The 15,674-nt window shown below is 65.2% G+C and carries 16 protein-coding genes and 1 pseudogene; 8 read left to right on the top strand and 9 right to left on the bottom strand.

Annotated elements, in window-relative coordinates:
* Positions 1-13: 13 nt before the first annotated feature.
* The 4 genes and pseudogenes from WS62_RS20600 to WS62_RS39060 form a co-directional block, all read right to left on the bottom strand.
* Complete coding sequence (locus WS62_RS20600; protein ID WP_066574583.1) at positions 14-544, bottom strand: Csu type fimbrial protein; 531 nt, start codon at positions 542-544, stop codon at positions 14-16.
* 82 nt (positions 545-626) lie between these two features.
* Positions 627-1,187, bottom strand: a complete 561-nt coding sequence (locus WS62_RS20605; protein ID WP_066485779.1) for a Csu type fimbrial protein — start codon at positions 1,185-1,187, stop codon at positions 627-629.
* A 52-nt stretch (positions 1,188-1,239) separates the two neighbouring features.
* A complete protein-coding gene (locus WS62_RS20610; protein WP_066574624.1) occupies positions 1,240-1,785 on the bottom strand; it encodes a Csu type fimbrial protein in 546 nt (181 codons plus the stop codon).
* Positions 1,775-1,861 (bottom strand): annotated as a pseudogene (locus WS62_RS39060) (oxidoreductase); the annotation flags it as partial. The pseudogene WS62_RS39060 and the gene WS62_RS20610, both read right to left, overlap by 11 nt.
* A gap of 63 nt (positions 1,862-1,924) precedes the next feature.
* On the opposite strand from WS62_RS39060, the gene WS62_RS38865 reads away from it, so the two are divergent.
* Positions 1,925-2,104, top strand: coding sequence for a hypothetical protein (locus WS62_RS38865; protein WP_082721148.1), 180 nt, complete (start codon positions 1,925-1,927; stop codon positions 2,102-2,104).
* A gap of 525 nt (positions 2,105-2,629) precedes the next feature.
* On the opposite strand, the gene WS62_RS20615 is transcribed toward WS62_RS38865, so the two are convergent.
* Positions 2,630-3,523, bottom strand: a complete 894-nt coding sequence (locus tag WS62_RS20615) for a LysR family transcriptional regulator (RefSeq protein ID WP_066485777.1) — start codon at positions 3,521-3,523, stop codon at positions 2,630-2,632.
* A gap of 446 nt (positions 3,524-3,969) precedes the next feature.
* On the opposite strand from WS62_RS20615, the gene WS62_RS20620 reads away from it, so the two are divergent.
* The 3 genes from WS62_RS20620 (at position 3,970) to WS62_RS20630 (ending at position 6,939) form a co-directional block, all read left to right on the top strand.
* Positions 3,970-5,205 (top strand): MFS transporter, encoded by a 1,236-nt coding sequence (locus tag WS62_RS20620; protein WP_066574586.1) that lies wholly within the window; start codon positions 3,970-3,972, stop codon positions 5,203-5,205.
* A gap of 45 nt (positions 5,206-5,250) precedes the next feature.
* Positions 5,251-6,177, top strand: coding sequence for an amidohydrolase family protein (locus tag WS62_RS20625; protein ID WP_066574589.1), 927 nt, complete (start codon positions 5,251-5,253; stop codon positions 6,175-6,177).
* A gap of 480 nt (positions 6,178-6,657) precedes the next feature.
* On the top strand, positions 6,658-6,939 hold the full coding sequence (locus WS62_RS20630) for an H-NS histone family protein (RefSeq protein WP_066485773.1): 282 nt from the start codon (positions 6,658-6,660) through the stop codon (positions 6,937-6,939).
* Positions 6,940-7,364: 425 nt separating this feature from the next.
* On the opposite strand, the gene WS62_RS20635 is transcribed toward WS62_RS20630, so the two are convergent.
* Positions 7,365-7,628, bottom strand: coding sequence for a hypothetical protein (locus WS62_RS20635; RefSeq protein ID WP_066574591.1), 264 nt, complete (start codon positions 7,626-7,628; stop codon positions 7,365-7,367).
* Between the two features lie 825 nt (positions 7,629-8,453).
* Entirely contained in the window at positions 8,454-9,404 is a 951-nt protein-coding gene (locus WS62_RS20640) for a LysR substrate-binding domain-containing protein (protein WP_066574594.1), read from the bottom strand.
* 142 nt (positions 9,405-9,546) lie between these two features.
* Between WS62_RS20640 and WS62_RS20645 the strand changes: the two genes are divergently transcribed.
* The 4 genes from WS62_RS20645 (at position 9,547) to WS62_RS20660 (ending at position 14,228) form a co-directional block, all read left to right on the top strand.
* The gene (locus tag WS62_RS20645) at positions 9,547-10,395 is read left to right on the top strand and encodes an FAS1-like dehydratase domain-containing protein (protein WP_066574630.1); all 849 of its coding nucleotides are present in this window, start codon (positions 9,547-9,549) and stop codon (positions 10,393-10,395) included.
* 24 nt (positions 10,396-10,419) lie between these two features.
* Positions 10,420-11,580, top strand: coding sequence for an acyl-CoA dehydrogenase family protein (locus WS62_RS20650; RefSeq protein WP_066574597.1), 1,161 nt, complete (start codon positions 10,420-10,422; stop codon positions 11,578-11,580).
* Between the two features lie 12 nt (positions 11,581-11,592).
* Positions 11,593-12,771 (top strand): CaiB/BaiF CoA transferase family protein, encoded by a 1,179-nt coding sequence (locus tag WS62_RS20655; RefSeq protein ID WP_066574599.1) that lies wholly within the window; start codon positions 11,593-11,595, stop codon positions 12,769-12,771.
* A 74-nt stretch (positions 12,772-12,845) separates the two neighbouring features.
* Positions 12,846-14,228 carry an MFS transporter gene (locus WS62_RS20660; protein ID WP_066574601.1) on the top strand — a complete coding sequence of 461 codons (1,383 nt, stop codon included), beginning with the start codon at positions 12,846-12,848 and terminating at the stop codon, positions 14,226-14,228.
* A 389-nt stretch (positions 14,229-14,617) separates the two neighbouring features.
* Here WS62_RS20660 and WS62_RS20665 read toward each other — a convergent pair whose 3' ends face one another.
* Together WS62_RS20665 and WS62_RS20670 are read right to left on the bottom strand one after the other, a co-directional pair.
* A complete protein-coding gene (locus WS62_RS20665; protein ID WP_066574603.1) occupies positions 14,618-15,457 on the bottom strand; it encodes an HpcH/HpaI aldolase/citrate lyase family protein in 840 nt (279 codons plus the stop codon).
* Between the two features lie 38 nt (positions 15,458-15,495).
* Positions 15,496-15,674: FAD-binding protein (locus tag WS62_RS20670; RefSeq protein WP_197422884.1), on the bottom strand; the 179-nt coding region annotated here is incomplete at its 5' end.

The raw sequence follows: 15,674 nt of genomic DNA on the forward strand, positions 1-15,674 counted from the left end.
GGTTCCTGATTGATTAATAGCTGAGCGTGACCTGCGCGGTGTCCGTATAAGTGCCGGCGGGCGCGTTGCCGCCCGGCAGCGTCAATGCGCCGTAGATCGGCAGCGTGATCGTCCCTGACACGGGCAGCGACACCGCCTGTCCGATCGCGATCGCCTGCGTGCGCCCGGAATCCGAATACAGTTGATAGGCGACGCGTGCGCCGCCGCTCGCCAGATTGCGCTGCGTGTTACCCGCGCTCGCGTTCGCGCCGCCGTCGATCGTCATCTTCAGCGTCCAGCCGGGCGAGCATTCGATCTGCAGCGCGCCGCCGCCGACCGCCGCAGTCGCCTGCCCCGTCGCCACGGCCGGATGCGCGCCGAAGTCGAGCGTGCCGAAGTTCAGGCCGCTCGTCGGCCCGCCGCCCGCGACGCCGCAGCCCGCGACGATCTGCGCGCTGACCGTGAAGGCCTGGGTTCTGGGCAACAACGTGTCGGCCCGGCCGGTAGCCGGCAGCGACGCGACGCACAGCAGAAAAACCACTCGTACTCGTTGTAAGGTCGACATGACGAACGGAAATCTGGGATCGCCTCGCGGCTCGCTTGCGCGCGGGCCGCGAGGCCGGACTGAACGGAATCGACGCGCTCGCTTACCAGCCGAGCGTGACGTTCAGCACGTCGGTGTACGTGCCCGCGGCGAGCGCCGACGAGTTCGTCTTGTTGACGACGCCGAAGAGCGGCAGCGCGAACGCGGAGCCCGGCGTCGGCACCGACACCGATTGCGGCGTGCCGGCGACGTATTGCTGCGAGTGGCCCGCGTCCGCGTAGACTTCGTACGGCACGAAGCTGCCGCCGTTTGCGAGCGCACGCGTGCCCGTGCCGACCGTCGCGCCCTTCGACGCGTTCTGGCCGCCGTCGATCGTCACCTGGATCGACGTGACGTCCGGCGAACACGTGACTTGCGTCGTCGTCGAGCCGCCGCCTTTTGCCGCACTCGCGAGCTGGCCCGTGAAGCCGCTCGGCTGCGTGCCGAAGTCGAGCGTGCCGAAGTTTGTCGCGCTGACCGAGCCGCCGCCCGTATCGACCGCGCAGCCCGTCGTCAGCACGAGTTGCGAGTTGACCGTCCCCGTGAGCGGGCTGGTTTGTGCCTGCGCGCCGGCACAAGCGGACACGCAGGCGACAGCCGCCCAAACTTTCCAGTGAGCCTTCATGTTGTTTCCTTCTGTGTGGTGAAAATGAACTGTTGCTGCTTACCCGCCCGGATCACCAGTCGAGCGTGATCCCGAGCAAATCCTCGTAAGTCCCCGACGGCAGCGCGCGCGCCATGCCGTTGACGACGCCGAAGAGCGGCAGCGTCACGTCGTCCTGCCGCCCGTCGACGAGAAACGACTGCGGCAGAAGCGGCACGTACGGCACGCTGCGCGCCGCGTCGCGGTATACGTTGTACGGAATCCGGCCGACGACGCGCCCGTCCGCGCCGCGCTTGACCAGATAGCGGGTCGACTGGTCGCCGTTGCGACCGCTGTCGATCGACACCAGAAAGCCGCTGATGTCCGGACTGCACACGACGCGCACCGCGCCGTTCGACGTCGCGCGGCCGTCCGCCGTGAGGTAGTCGGACCAGAGCGGTCCCTGCGCGCCGAAATCCAGCTGGCCCGAATCCACGCTTCCGGCAACGCCCGCGACCTCGCATCCGCGGCTGACTTGCAAATTCACCTGCATCGTGCCGGTCAGCTGCCCGGCCGAGACAGTCGCGAAAAACAGCATGAATGCCGCCCCGCTCACCATCTGCACCACACGCTTGCGCATTTCGCTCTCCACACGATCGCCCGTTGATCTCGTTGTTATGTTTCGATGGCCCGATCGCCGCGCGCAGCGGCCCCGTCGCCTCGCGCGCGCCATCGCGCGCCATGCATGACCGACGCTTGCCGCCCGGCCCGTGTCGCGATTGCCGCGAACGAGCACGGGCGAACGGCAACGCATCGCGCACCGCCGCCGCGGCAGGCAAAGTCGGAAATCAGATTCGGTCGACCCGGTTTTTAATTGGTTGAGGTCGACTAGATTGGTCTACTCGATTGCGGTTATCTCAGAATCGCGCCCCGATTCCATCGAAAATATAATTGAATAGATGATGAATGGTCATCGTAATTGTTACTATCGGAAGAATCCGAGTTTCTGAAAATTTGACAATATTTAAAGATTCTTTCTGGCCGTCATAATGATCGTTTGAAACACGATCTGCGCAGCCGCAGCTTGCATCGATACGGCGCTGGCGCCGCGTTGCGCGGTCGAAAGCGGGCAAACGAAACGGAATTCGCGTGACTGAAACAGTCGGATTACGCATTTCGAATGCGTGGCATCGAGAAATGACGTGCGCACGCGAATGAAAAATTTCGATTTGACTCAATTAATCGAGCATTCAATTACGCCATGCCGGCAATATTTATCCTGATTATTGTCTATCGGCGCGCCGCCCATTAATTAAAAAGTGAATTCCAATGCAATGGCGGCGCATAAGAAAATTCGAATATTTCGGCATCCGGATGATTGACGCCGATCGCATGCGACATGCGACATGCAACATGCGACGCAATGGCGTCGCAGGAAGGTCGCGCATGTATTCCGTCGAACGGCCGCGCCGCACGCCTGAGCGTCAGCTCGCCTGGAACTGCGGCAGCAGCTCGGCGAACCGGTCGGCGAGCGTCCGGCGCGAGCGCTTCGGCCAGATCGCCGTCAACGGAAATTCTGGCAGCGCCTGTCCGTCGGCGACCGTACTGAAATCGACGCCCTCGAACGTCAGCGTCCGGATCGACGACGGCAGCAGCGACACGCCGCAGCCCGCCGCGACACAGGCGATCACGGTCAGCGTGCGGTTCGCGTCCTGAACGACCTCGATCGGATGCCCCGCCAGCCGAAACGCGCTGAGAATCGCCGCCCGTATCGACGGCAACTGCTCGTGCGGAAACCAGATAAGCCCGGCGCGCGACAGTTCCCGCAGCGTGATCGTGCCGTCCGGCTGCCGGGGAAACGACTTCGGAATCACGGCAATCAGCGGATCGCGGCGAATCAGCTTTTCGTTGACCGGACCGCCGATCGCGACGGGCGTATGGAGAATCCCGATGTCGATCTCGCCGCGCTCGAGCGCGACGACCTGCTCCGCATTGCTCATCTCGCGCATCACGAGATCGACGCGCGGCGCGGCCGCACGCAGCGCGCATACCGCGGACGGCAGCGTGCCGAACAGCGCGGCCGACACGAATCCGATGCTGAGCCGCCCTGCCCGCTGCGCGCCGATCTCGCTTGCGCGGCGCGCGGCGGCGTCCATCCGCGCGAGGCTCAGGCGAATGTCGTCGACGATCGCTTCGCCCGCCGTCGTCAGCGTCGCACCGCGTCTCGAACGATCGAACAGCTTTACGCCGAGCTCCCGCTCCATTTTCGTCAGCGCATGACTGAGCGCGGGTTGCGCGACGCCCAAGCGGATCGCCGCGTGGGTCAGGCTGCCGGTGTCGGCGATGGCCAGGAAATAACGAAGATGCTTGGATTCCATAATCACGCGGCTCGATGAGTCTCTGCTTCGATCGTCGCGCCGTCGCATCGCCGAAACGACATACAGACTTCGCGAATACACGATTTCATTCTGCCCTTACTCCAAATAGACGAACTCGGTCATCCGATTTACAACACCTCGATTATTCAAACAAACAGAACGAATTGATTGATCGTTTCACAAGAACGCTCAAACCATGCCGAATCGGACATACGACGATGCAATCAAATCCACATAAGCCTTGACGAGCATTCCCACTTGCACGATCGACGACGCCACGGAATCCGTAATCATAATTTTCTTTTATCAATAACGCTTGGATTCGTGATGCATATGTCGTTTACCCCTCGATAAAATATGGCGATATGATGCGGGCTTTTTCCCAATCATTTATAGCGACATCATTCTGGAGAGCGCGAGTGAGCTGGTACAAAGAAATATCGCCCGTGGAAAGACGCACATTCAAAGGATGTTTTTCCGGATGGGCGCTGGACGGCGTCGACACGCAGATGTTCAGCCTCGTCATTCCCGCCTTGCTCACGTCATGGGGCATCGGCAAAGGGCAAGCGGGCTTGATCGGCGGCGCGACGCTCGCCGCGGGCGCGATCGGCGGACTGCTCGCCGGCGCGATCGCCGATCGCTTCGGCCGCGTGCGCGCGCTGCAGATCACCGTGTGCTGGTTCTCGCTGTTCACGTTCCTGAGCGCATTCGCGCAGAACTTCGAGCAATTGCTGGTGCTGAAGGCGCTGCAAGGGCTCGGCTTCGGCGGCGAATGGACCGCGGGCGCGGTGCTGTTGAGCGAAACGGTTCGTGCGCAGCACCGCGGCAAGGCGATGGGGATCGTCCAGAGCGCGTGGGGCTTCGGCTGGGGCGGCGCCGTGCTGCTCTACACGTTGATCTTCTCGTGGCTGCCGCCCGAATGGGCGTGGCGCGTGCTGTTCGCGATCGGCGTGCTGCCCGCCCTCCTCGTGCTGTACATCCGGCGCGCCATTCCTGAGCCGGCGCGCGACGATTCGCACACGGCAGCGGCGGCGGCGCCCGTGCAGTCGACCAAGAGCATCTTCGATCCGTCGGTGCTCAGGATGACGATCGTCGGCGGCCTGATCGGCGTCGGCGCGCACGGCGGCTACCACGCGATCACGACCTGGCTGCCGACTTACCTGAAGACCGAGCGCCACCTGTCCGTGCTCGGCACGGGCGCATATCTCGCCGTGATCATCGTCGCGTTCATCATCGGATGCATGACGAGCGCGTACTTGCAGGACCGCATCGGCCGTCGCCGGAACCTGATGCTGTTCTCCGCCTGCTGCGTCGTGACGGTCAATCTGTACGTGCTGCTGCCGCTCAACAACGTCGCGATGCTGCTGCTCGGCTTCCCGCTCGGCTTCTTCGCGGCCGGCATCCCGGCCACGCTCGGCGCGCTCTTCAACGAACTCTATCCGAGGAACGTGCGCGGACGCGGCGTCGGCTTCTGCTACAACTTCGGGCGCGTCGCGTCGGCGATCTTCCCGGTGCTCGTCGGGCACATGGGCACGTCAATGCCGCTCGGCCTCGCACTCGGCATCGACGCGGGCATCGCTTACGGGCTCGTGTTCGTCGCCGTCTGGTTCCTGCCCGAGACGCGCGCGCGCGATTTCCAGGCGTCGCAGCCCGATTCCCGGATCCGCGAAGCGGCGCTGTAGGAGTCGACCGGCATTTTCAGGCGCCCGTCATTTCGTGGATTTTTCATGGATCAGGCATCGAACGATCCGGCAGTCGAAACGACGGGCCGCACCACCGCCACTCGCGCGCACGACGCGTGCGATCCGCTGATCGACGCGTGGTACGGGGACGGCGTCGCACCGATCGAAGCCGTCGATTCGCACGCGCACGTGTTCTTGCGAAGCCTGCCACGCATTCAGTCCGCGCGGCACTCGCCGGAATACGACGCGACGCTCGAATCGTACGTCGCCCATCTGAGCGCGTGCGGGATCACGCACGCGGTGCTCGTGCAGCCGAGCTTTCTCGGCACCGACAATCACTTCTTCGTCGACATACTCGCGCGCTATCCGCAGCGCTTTCGCGGCGTCGCGGTCGTGAATCCGGGCATCGCCGAAGACGAATTCGCGCGACTCGAAGCAACGGACGTGGTCGGCATCCGCCTGAATCTCGTCGGCGCGTCGATTCCGGATTTCACCTCGCCCCGCTGGCGCGCGCTGCTCGCGCGGGCGAACGCGCTCGGCTGGCATGTCGAAGTGCACCGGGACGCGGCCGACCTCCCCGCGATCATTCCCGCGCTGCTCGACCAGTCTTGCCGCGTCGTCGTCGATCATTTCGGGCGGCCGGCGCCGCATCTCGGCACGCGCGATCCGGGCTTCCGCTTTCTTCTGTCGATCGCCGGCACGGGACAGGTGTGGGTCAAGCTGTCCGCCGCGTATCGCAACATCGATACCGGAGACGGCACCGCATTCGGCACGCGTGCGGCCTGCGAGCTGCTCGGCGCGTTCCCGGCGCATCGTCTCGTCTGGGGCAGCGATTGGCCGCACACGCAGCATCGCGATCGAACCGATTTCCGCACGACGCGCTCGGCGCTCGACGACTGGGTTCCCGACCCGTCGCAACGGCGCATCATTCTCTGCGACTCGGCGCGCGCGCTGTTTCGCTTCGATCGATGACGACTTTGTTCGGGACATCGATGCATCACGTTGTACGCATCCGATGTATGTCAAAAATTTATGAATATCTAAATTCGATCCGCTGGATTGCGTCGACGCCGGCCGTTAGAATTTTGTCATCCAAATGATGATCTTCCGAGTCCCTGTCCGACAGGCTTCGCGCTCGAACGGATGTCGAATCGGCGTGCCATCGCGAGGACATCGGGCATCGTCAATGGATACCGGTTTTTCATCCCCGCAAGCGGGCCAGGCCGACGCTTCGCCTGCTTGCAGCACGCCGCCGCTTGACCGCGAACGGCATCGCGATCGACGCCGAAGCACGGTCGCATTTTTCGTTTCACTTGCCGATCGCCGCGTCGGATTTCGCCTGTTTCCGATCGGCGACCGACTTGTCGTCATTCGTCAATCACACACAACCATGCATTTGCCAGCCAATATGGGACGCGATCGAATCCCGACAGGCAAGGGAGCAATTTTTCGATGGAAACTTACCTCGACCTTCTGGCTGAACGAGAAGCCCTAATGATCAAACTGGACGCCGCCCGCACGGAAGCGCGAAGCACGGCGCTGTCCGAAGTGAAGCGAATTGTCGAGGAATTCGAGTTCACGACGCAGGAGGTGTTCGGACGTGCCGGCGCGTTGCGCCGTCGCGGCAGACTCAAGCCGAAGTACCGCGATCCGAAAACCGGCGCGACGTGGACCGGCCGCGGCCGCCCGCCGTCGTGGATCGCCGGGAAGGATCGCACGGCGTTCGTCGTGTAACGCCGGTTCCGCTCCGCGCCGGACGACAACGTTTGCTTGCGCCATGGGCGCTACGCACAAGCGACAAGAAAGCCCACACCGCTCGTTCGAGCCGTGTGGGCTTTTTCGTTGCCGCTATCCGATAGCGCACGCGAGCGGCCACAGCATTGTTCGCCGTTTTTGTCGGGAATCGGGCGCCGAGACGGGAAACGATCTGCCATCGGTCGATCGCCCGATCCACGGTTATCGAAGCCGAGGCCCGAACGACCGGGCGGCCATGATCGGTCATGTCCGACCGGGGTGCTTCATCGTGCGGATGCACGCGACATTCGCCGGACTATGTCGTGTGTGCAGCGCGGCTGCCGTTTCGCATGGCGCGCCGCCACGACTGAACAACAAACGATCCTGCCATCGAGCCGCCCGCGATGCGCAACGGCATCCGCCTGTCAGAACGCCGGATGACACTCGAACGCGAGTTGTGCGTGCGCTTGCGGCCCGCTGCCGCGGTCGACGGATTCCCGCTTCACGCTCGCTTGCATCCCGCGCTGCGCGCAGTAGCTCGTCGCCTCGTTAACGGCCCGCTCGTGCGCGCCGGCCCACGACAGCAAAATGCCGCGCGAGCTCGAATCGACGGTGTAGACGTCCGGCTTTTCGGTCGCGCTGATGTCGGATGCGCTTGAGCACGCGGCCAGCAGCAGCGCGCTGACCACGATCGATAAGGACGACGATTTGAGAACGCGTAGTTTCAATTTCGAAAGCGGGCTCTTCGAGCAGCCTGGGAACAATGGGACACGCGAAAGTATGCCCGGCTCTTCGCGATAGATCATTGCCCTCACGATTAACAGTCCGTTTCGCTAACGCAAACAATGTGTGTCGCATGCGCGGTACTCCGCCCGCGCTTCCCGGTTGGGCGCCGCGCCGCACGTGGCATCGTCGAGCGACGCATCCGACCCTCCCCCGTCGTCCTCAACGATGCGCGTGTGCCACCGTCCGCCGCGCAGCGGAAGTTCCGCGATGTCGCTGCCCAATATGTGGGAAGGTTCGCATGTCATCACGATGCACTGTGAGCCACGCCCTCCATAGGCATCGCCTATGCCGGACAAAGGAAACGCGTCCTAGCGGATTGTCCGCGGGGCCGCGAAAATAGTCGGATCGGACGGCGCATCGATCATCGAGCGGCACGTCGCGTCGTTGCGATAGCGCCGGCACGGTAGACGTGGCGGGCGATCATTTGCGGATGCTTCGGAAAACGCGCTCCGACGCGCGTCATTTTCGCGACCTTAGGCTTGGCTCGGCGATTTCGTCTGCACCGTTGACGTCGCTCGACTTCGCCATTCGACGTGCGCCCGCGCGCGGTCACGCCGCGCTTCCGCGCAACGCGGCACACGGAAAGCGGCACACGGCGCGCGGCGCGAAGCACGTGCGACGCATCGATCGCGCGGATATCCGCCCGTCGCTGGATCGCGAATCAAACCCGTGCGTCCTGCACTGCCTCGCCGATTGCGCACGCCGCGTGCCGCGCTCCCGATCAGCCGTCACACGGGCGGCTCGGCTCGCGGGCGCAGCGAGATGCCAGCCCACACGCCACTGTCCGCGAGCTCCGCGATCAGCTCGACGATCGTCTCGCGCACCGCGAGCGCCGCCGAGCTCACGGGCGACGTGTTCGACCAGCACAGGCTCGCCGGACGCCGTATCTCCGGCTCGACGATGCGGCGCATCTTCGGGCGGTTCGCCGCATCGCGCAGCGCGAGCGCCGACGCGGGAAGAATCGTGCACGCGGCGCCCGATTGCGCGATCGACAGCAGCGTCGGCAGCGAATCGATGTCGGCGACGATGTTAAGCGGCACCTCCTCGCGTGCGAAGATCCGCTCGAGCAAGAGTCGCAGCCCGTTCGACACGCTCGGTGCGACGAGCGGCACGCCCGCGAGTGCGGCGAACGCGCAGGTTCGGGCGCGCGGCGACACGGCGCCACCCGGCTCGCCGAGCAGGAACAGCGCCTCGTCGAGCACGGGCATCGCGGTGATGCCCGTCGTGTTGGATTCGCGGAACAGGATCGCAAGATCGAGCCGGCCGTTCGCGAGCAGCTCGTTGATGTAGCCGCTCATGCTCTCGAAGAACTGCAGACGAATGCCCGGATAGCGAGCGCGTACGCGCTCGAACACCGGCATCGCGAGCACCGACGCCATCGTCGTCGGAAAACCGACGGCGACCGTCCCCGATTCCGCGCCCGCGCCTTCACGCACCTCCTGCCGCAGCTGATCCATCTGCCGCAGCACGAGCCGCGCGTGACGATACAGCGCCTGCCCCGCCGCCGTCGGCTTCACGCCTTGCGGACTGCGCACGAGCAGCGCGACGCCGAGATCGTCCTCGAGCTTCGCGATCTGCTGGCTCAACGACGGCTGCGCGACGTACAGTTTCTCCGCCGCTTTGCCGAGGCTGCCGTACTCGACGATACTGACGAAATAGCGAAGCTGACGGACGTCCATGGCAAGGCCGGTCGATCGAAAAGCCATAGGATACGCCTATGCCCGGCACATTCAATTGGTATTTCCCGCGCGACGCCGGTTCACCTAAAGTCGTCTCCATCCTATTCCAAGCAGCCCGGCCCGCCCGGCGATGGAGACGACAATGCACGCCACACCCGCGGACCGCCGCGACGACGCGGTCCGGATCGTCACCGACCTCATTTCCCCCGCTCCCGCCGCCGCGCTCGCCGCGACGCTCGAGCGCGACGCGCCCCCGCGCATCGGCGACGCACTGCCGCCGATCTGGCACTGGGCGTACTTCTGGACGGCCGTGCGGCAATCCGGACTCGGCCTCGACGGCCACCCGCGCACGGGCGGCTTCCTGCCCGATCTCGGCCTGTCGCGCCGGATGGCGGCGGGCGGCCGCCTGCGCTTTCTCGCGCCGCTCGCGATCGGCGATACCGCGACGCGTACGTCGCGCGTCGCGTCGCTCGCGCACAAGGACGGACACAGCGGCCGGCTCGCGTTCGTCACGATCGAGCACGTGATCGAGTCGAACGGCGCTCCCGTTATCCACGAAGCGCAGGACATCGTCTATCGCGAGCCCGCCGAACCGGGCGCGCCGCTGCCGCCGCCGAAAGCGCCGCCCGACGGCGCCCAGTGGCAACGCGAAATCGCGCCCACCGAGGCGCTCCTCTTTCGCTATTCGGCGCTCACCTTCAACGGCCATCGCATCCATTACGACCGATCCTATGCGCGGCGGGCGGAAGGCTATCCGGACCTCGTCGTTCACGGCCCGCTGATCGCGACGCTGCTGCTCGATCTCGTGTCGCGCGCCATGCCGGAGGCTGTCGTCGTCGACTACGCATACAAGGCCGTGCGGCCGACGTTCTTCGGCCACGCGTTCACGCTGTGCGGCCGCCGCGCGCCCGACGGCGGCTCGGTCGAACTGTGGGCAAAAGATCACGACGGCTGGCTGACGATGTCCGCCCGCGCGTCGCTTGCCCGATAACTTCAAACGTTGCCCCGAACACTCATGAATCACGTCATCGATCCCTATCAAGACATCCGCGAAGCGCTCCGCGATCTCTGCAGCCAATTCCCCGCCGAGTATTTCCGCAAGGTCGACGAAGCGCGCGGCTACCCCGAAGCGTTCGTCGACGCGCTGACGAAAGCCGGCTGGCTCGCCGCGCTGATCCCGCAGGAATACGGCGGCTCGGGCCTCGGGCTCACCGAAGCGTCGGTCATCATGGAAGAGATCAACCACTCGGGCGGCAATTCCGGCGCATGCCACGGCCAGATGTACAACATGGGCACGCTGCTGCGCCACGGCAGCGCCGAGCAGAAGCAGCGCTATCTGCCGCGCATCGCGTCGGGCGAGCTGCGGCTCCAGTCGATGGGCGTCACCGAGCCGACGACGGGCACCGACACGACGAAGATCAAGACGACGGCCGTACGGCGCGGCGAGCACTACGTCGTGAACGGCCAGAAGGTCTGGATCTCGCGGATTCAGCACTCCGATCTGATGATCCTGCTCGCGCGCACGACGCCGCTGTCGGACGTGAAGAAGAAGAGCGAAGGCATGTCGATCTTTCTCGTCGATCTGCACGACGCGATCGGCAAGGGCATGACGGTCCGCCCGATCCCGAACATGGTGAACCACGAGACCAACGAGCTGTTCTTCGACAACCTCGAGATTCCCGCCGAGAACCTGATCGGAGCAGAAGGTCAGGGCTTCAAGTACATCCTCGACGGGCTGAACGCGGAACGCACGCTGATCGCGGCCGAGTGCATCGGCGACGGCTACTGGTTCATCGACAAGGTGTCGCAGTACGCGAAGGATCGCGTCGTGTTCGGCCGCCCGATCGGCCAGAACCAGGGCGTGCAGTTCCCGATCGCGCGCGCGTACGTGAACATCGAGGCGGCGAGCCTGATGCGCTATCGCGCGTGCGCGCTGTTCGACGCGCACGCGCCCTGCGGCGCGCAGGCGAACATGGCGAAGCTGCTCGCCGCGGATGCGTCGTGGGAAGCCGCGAACGTATGCCTGCAATTTCACGGCGGCTTCGGCTTCGCGTGCGAATACGACGTCGAGCGCAAGTTCCGCGAAACGCGCCTGTACCAGGTCGCGCCGATCTCGACGAACCTGATCCTGTCGCACGTGGCCGAGCACATCCTCGGCCTGCCGCGCTCGTTCTGACGGAGGACCGCCATGCGCCCGCTTACCGGCATCACCGTCGTGACGTTCGAGCATGCGATCGCGGCGCCGTTCTGCACGCGGCAGCTCGCCGATCTCGGCGCGCGCGTGATCAAGATCGAACGCCCCGGCACCGGCGACTTCGCGCGGCAATACGACGAGCGCGTGTCCGGACTCGCGTCGCATTTCGTCTGGACGAACCGCTCGAAGGAAAGCGTGACGCTCGACGTCAAGCAGCCGGAGGCCGTCGACATCGTGCATCAGCTGCTCGCGAACGCGGACGTGCTCGTGCAGAACCTCGCGCCCGGCGCGATGCAGCGGCTCGGCTTCGATTACGCGTCGCTGCGCGATCGCTATCCGCATCTGATCGTCTGCGACATCTCGGGCTATGGGCTCGACGGCCCGTATCGCGACAAGAAAGCGTACGACCTGCTGATCCAGAGCGAATCGGGCTTGCTCAGCATCACGGGCACCGACGAGCATCCGGCGAAGGCCGGCTGCTCGATCGCCGACATCGCAGCAGGCATGTACGGGTACACGAACGTCCTCGCCGCGCTGCTCGAGCGCGAGCGCACCGGGCGCGGGCGGCACATCGATCTGTCGATGCTCGAAAGCATGGTCGAGTGGATGAGCTACCCGCTCTACTACGCGATCGACGACCAGACGCCGCCGCGACGCACCGGCGCATCGCACGCGACGATCTATCCGTATGGTCCGTTTCCGGCGGGCGACGGCAAGACCGTGATGCTCGGCCTGCAGAACGAACGCGAATGGGCGCGCTTTTGCGACGTCGTCGTGCGCCTGCCCGACCTCGCCGCCGACGATCGCTTCTGCACGAACAGCAAGCGTTCGAGCCATCGGGACGCGCTCGCGGACATCATCCGCACGGCCTTTTCGACGCTGACCGCCGACGAGGTGATCGCCCGCCTCGACGAAGCCGGCATCGCGAATGCGCAAGTCAACGACATGCAAGCGATCTGGCAGCACGGCCAGCTCAAGGCGCGGCACCGCTGGACGCACGTCAACACGCCGGCGGGCCCGGTGCCCGCGCTCTATCCGCCCGGGCTCGCGGCACAGGACGAACCCGCGATGGCGCCCGTGCCGGCGCTCGGCCAGCACACGGACGCGATCCTGCGCGAACTCGGCTACGGCGACGACCGCATAGCCGGCTTGCGCGACAGGCGCGTCGTCTAGCGGCGACACATGGCCGGGACCCCGTCCCAGAAGCAGGGCCGGCCGACACGCATCATCCCTATCAGGAGACACGCATGACATCGATCGTCAACGCGGCCGGTCGACTCGACCGCCTGCCCGTTTCACGGTTTCACTGGAATATCCTCGGCCTGATCGCGGCCGGCGCGTTCCTCGACGCGTTCGATCTCTATCTCGCGAACGGCGCCGTCGCCGCGATGGTGAAGACGGGCTTCGCCGATCTGCGCAGCGGCGCGACCTTCGTGTCGGCGACCTTCGTCGGCATGATGATCGGGGCCGGCCTTGCCGGCTACGTCGGCGACCGGCTCGGCCGACGCTATTCGTATCAGCTGAATCTCGCGGTGTTCGGCCTCGCGTCGCTCGCCGCGTGCTTCGTCCCGGACATCCGCTGGCTGATCGGCCTGCGCTTCGTGATGGGCCTCGGGCTCGGCGCGGAGCTCGTCGTCGCGGCCGGCACGCTCGCGGAGTTCGTTCCACCCTCGACACGCGGCAAGTGGGTGTCGCTGCTCGCGATCATCATCAACAGCGGCCTGTTCTTCGCGCTCGCCGTCGGCTATTGGGTCATCCCGAATCTCGGCTGGCGATACATGTTCGCGATCGCCGGATTCGGCGCGCTCGTCGTCTGGCTCCTGCGGCACCGGATGCCCGAATCGCCGCGCTGGCTCGAATCCGTCGGACGGCTCGACGAAGCGGAAAAGACGCTGCGGGACATCGAGCGCGAAGTCGCCGCGCAAGTCGGCGAACTGCCGCCAGTCAAACGCATCGTCGACCTGAACGTCGGCACGGCGCCGTTCAACGCGCTCTTCAAGCCCGACATGCGCAACCGCACGATCGTCGCCGCGATGACCGCGATCGCCGTCAACATCGGCCTGTACGGATTCATTGCATGGCTGCCGACGTTCTTCGTGTCGGAGGGATTGTCGGTCGTGAAGTCGCTCGGCTTCGTGATGCTGATGTCGATCGGCTCGCCCGTCGGCGGTGTGTGCGGCTACCTGATCGCAGACCGGATCGGCCGCGCGAAAGGCATCGTCTACGCGGCAGTCGTCAGCATCGTGCTCGGCTGGATCTACGTGTCGCTGCGCGACGTCGCGGCGATCGTCGTCGTCGGCTTCTGCCTCGTGACGAGCATCTACACGATCACGACGCTCGGCCTGTTCGGCTTCATCCCCGAGCTGTTCCCGACGGCGGTGCGGCTGCGCGGCACCGGCTTGGCGGGCATGACCGGCCGCGCGGCATCGATCGCGACGCCGTATCTCGCGCTGACGCTCTACCAGCACTTCGGCGTGAGCGGCGTGATCGCGATGGTCAGCGTGATCTTCGTCGCGTTGTGCATCGGGATCGGGATGCTGCGGATCGAGACGAGCCGGCATGCGCTCGAGGACATCTCGCCGACGACCGCCGAAGGCGATCGGGATGCCGCGCGCACGGCGGCTCCGTGACGTGTCGCGGGGTGTCGCTGTCGCTTCGAGCGGCGCTTTTTGATTGAACGGCGATCTCCGCGCTTCATCGCACGGGGATCGCGTTTGGCCCGCAGCTTGCGTGATGCGAAACGGGCGTGTGCGAGGATCGATCGAGTCTGCGCTGGTGCAGCGATTGCTTCGGAATGCGCTATTTCCGATCGACGTTTCGATCTTCATCAAGCGTCGGGCGACGCCTGAAATGGACTTGCGTTCGGCCCGTGCATTCGCTCGCTCCCGGCCGCATGCTCTTCATCGTCGCCTGACGAGCGACGAGCCGTGAATGTTGGATGTCGAATGTCGAACAGCCTGGCTACGCCGAGACCGCGCGGCGGATGCATCCGGTCTTCCGCCCGCGAATGACGCAACCGTCACTCGGACGCCCCCGCTCGACGGTACGCCGCGCAAGCGAGCAGCCGCTGCGCCCGCATCATGACCGGGCGATCCACCATCTTCCCGTCGACGGTAATCGCCCCCGCTTCGGTGCGCGACATCGCGTCGACGACGCGCGCCGCCCAATCCAGCTCGCGCTCGCTCGGGCTGTAGCACGCATGCACGGCCGCGACCTGCGCCGGGTGAATGCAGAGCTTCGCGCCGAAGCCGTATTGCTTGCCGTTCAGCGTGTCGGCGGTCAGCCGGTCGACGTCGTGCACGTCGGGCGTCACGCCATCGACGGGCGCGTCGAGCCCCGCGACGCGAGACACGAGCGCCAGTTGCGCACGATGCGGATTCAGCGGATCGCGATCGTCGTCCATCCCCATTTCGGCGATGAAATCGAGCGTGCCGAACATCAAACGCTTCACGCACGGCGCTTTCGCGATATCCATCGCCGACCACATGCCTTGCGCGGTCTCGATGAGCGGAAAGATGGCGACCTTGCGCCGCGCGCGCTCGACCACGGCGACGACATCGTCCGGACGCTCGGCTTTCGGGATCACGATGCCCGCCACCCCGTCGAGCGCAGCGAGCTTCGCATCCTGTTCGAACCAGCGCGTGTCGCGGCCGTTGATCCGCACGAGCACCGGGTGGCTGCGGGACACCCACGCGGCGACGGCTTCGCGCGCCGCGTCCTTCGCGGCCGGCTCGACCGCATCCTCGAGATCGACGATCACCGCATCGGCACCGCTCGACAACGCGCGCTCGAACCGATCCGGCCGGCTACCCGGGACGAACAGATAGGACTGCGGCGCAATCGCGGCGTTGTTCGGCATGTTGGCCTCCTGCTTCAGATGGGTCGATGTCCGGCCGGTTACCGCAACGCGCCGGCGAGTTCCGGCACGAGCGTGAACAGATCGCCGACGAGGCCGTAATCGGCCACGCTGAAGATCGGCGCCTCGGGATCCTTGTTGATCGCGACGATCACCTTCGAATCCTTCATCCCCGCCAGGTGCTGGATCGCGCCCGAAATGCCCACCGCGATGTACAGCT

The sequence above is a fragment of the Burkholderia sp. ABCPW 14 genome (genome assembly GCF_001523835.1).
Classification (GTDB): domain Bacteria; phylum Pseudomonadota; class Gammaproteobacteria; order Burkholderiales; family Burkholderiaceae; genus Burkholderia; species Burkholderia mayonis.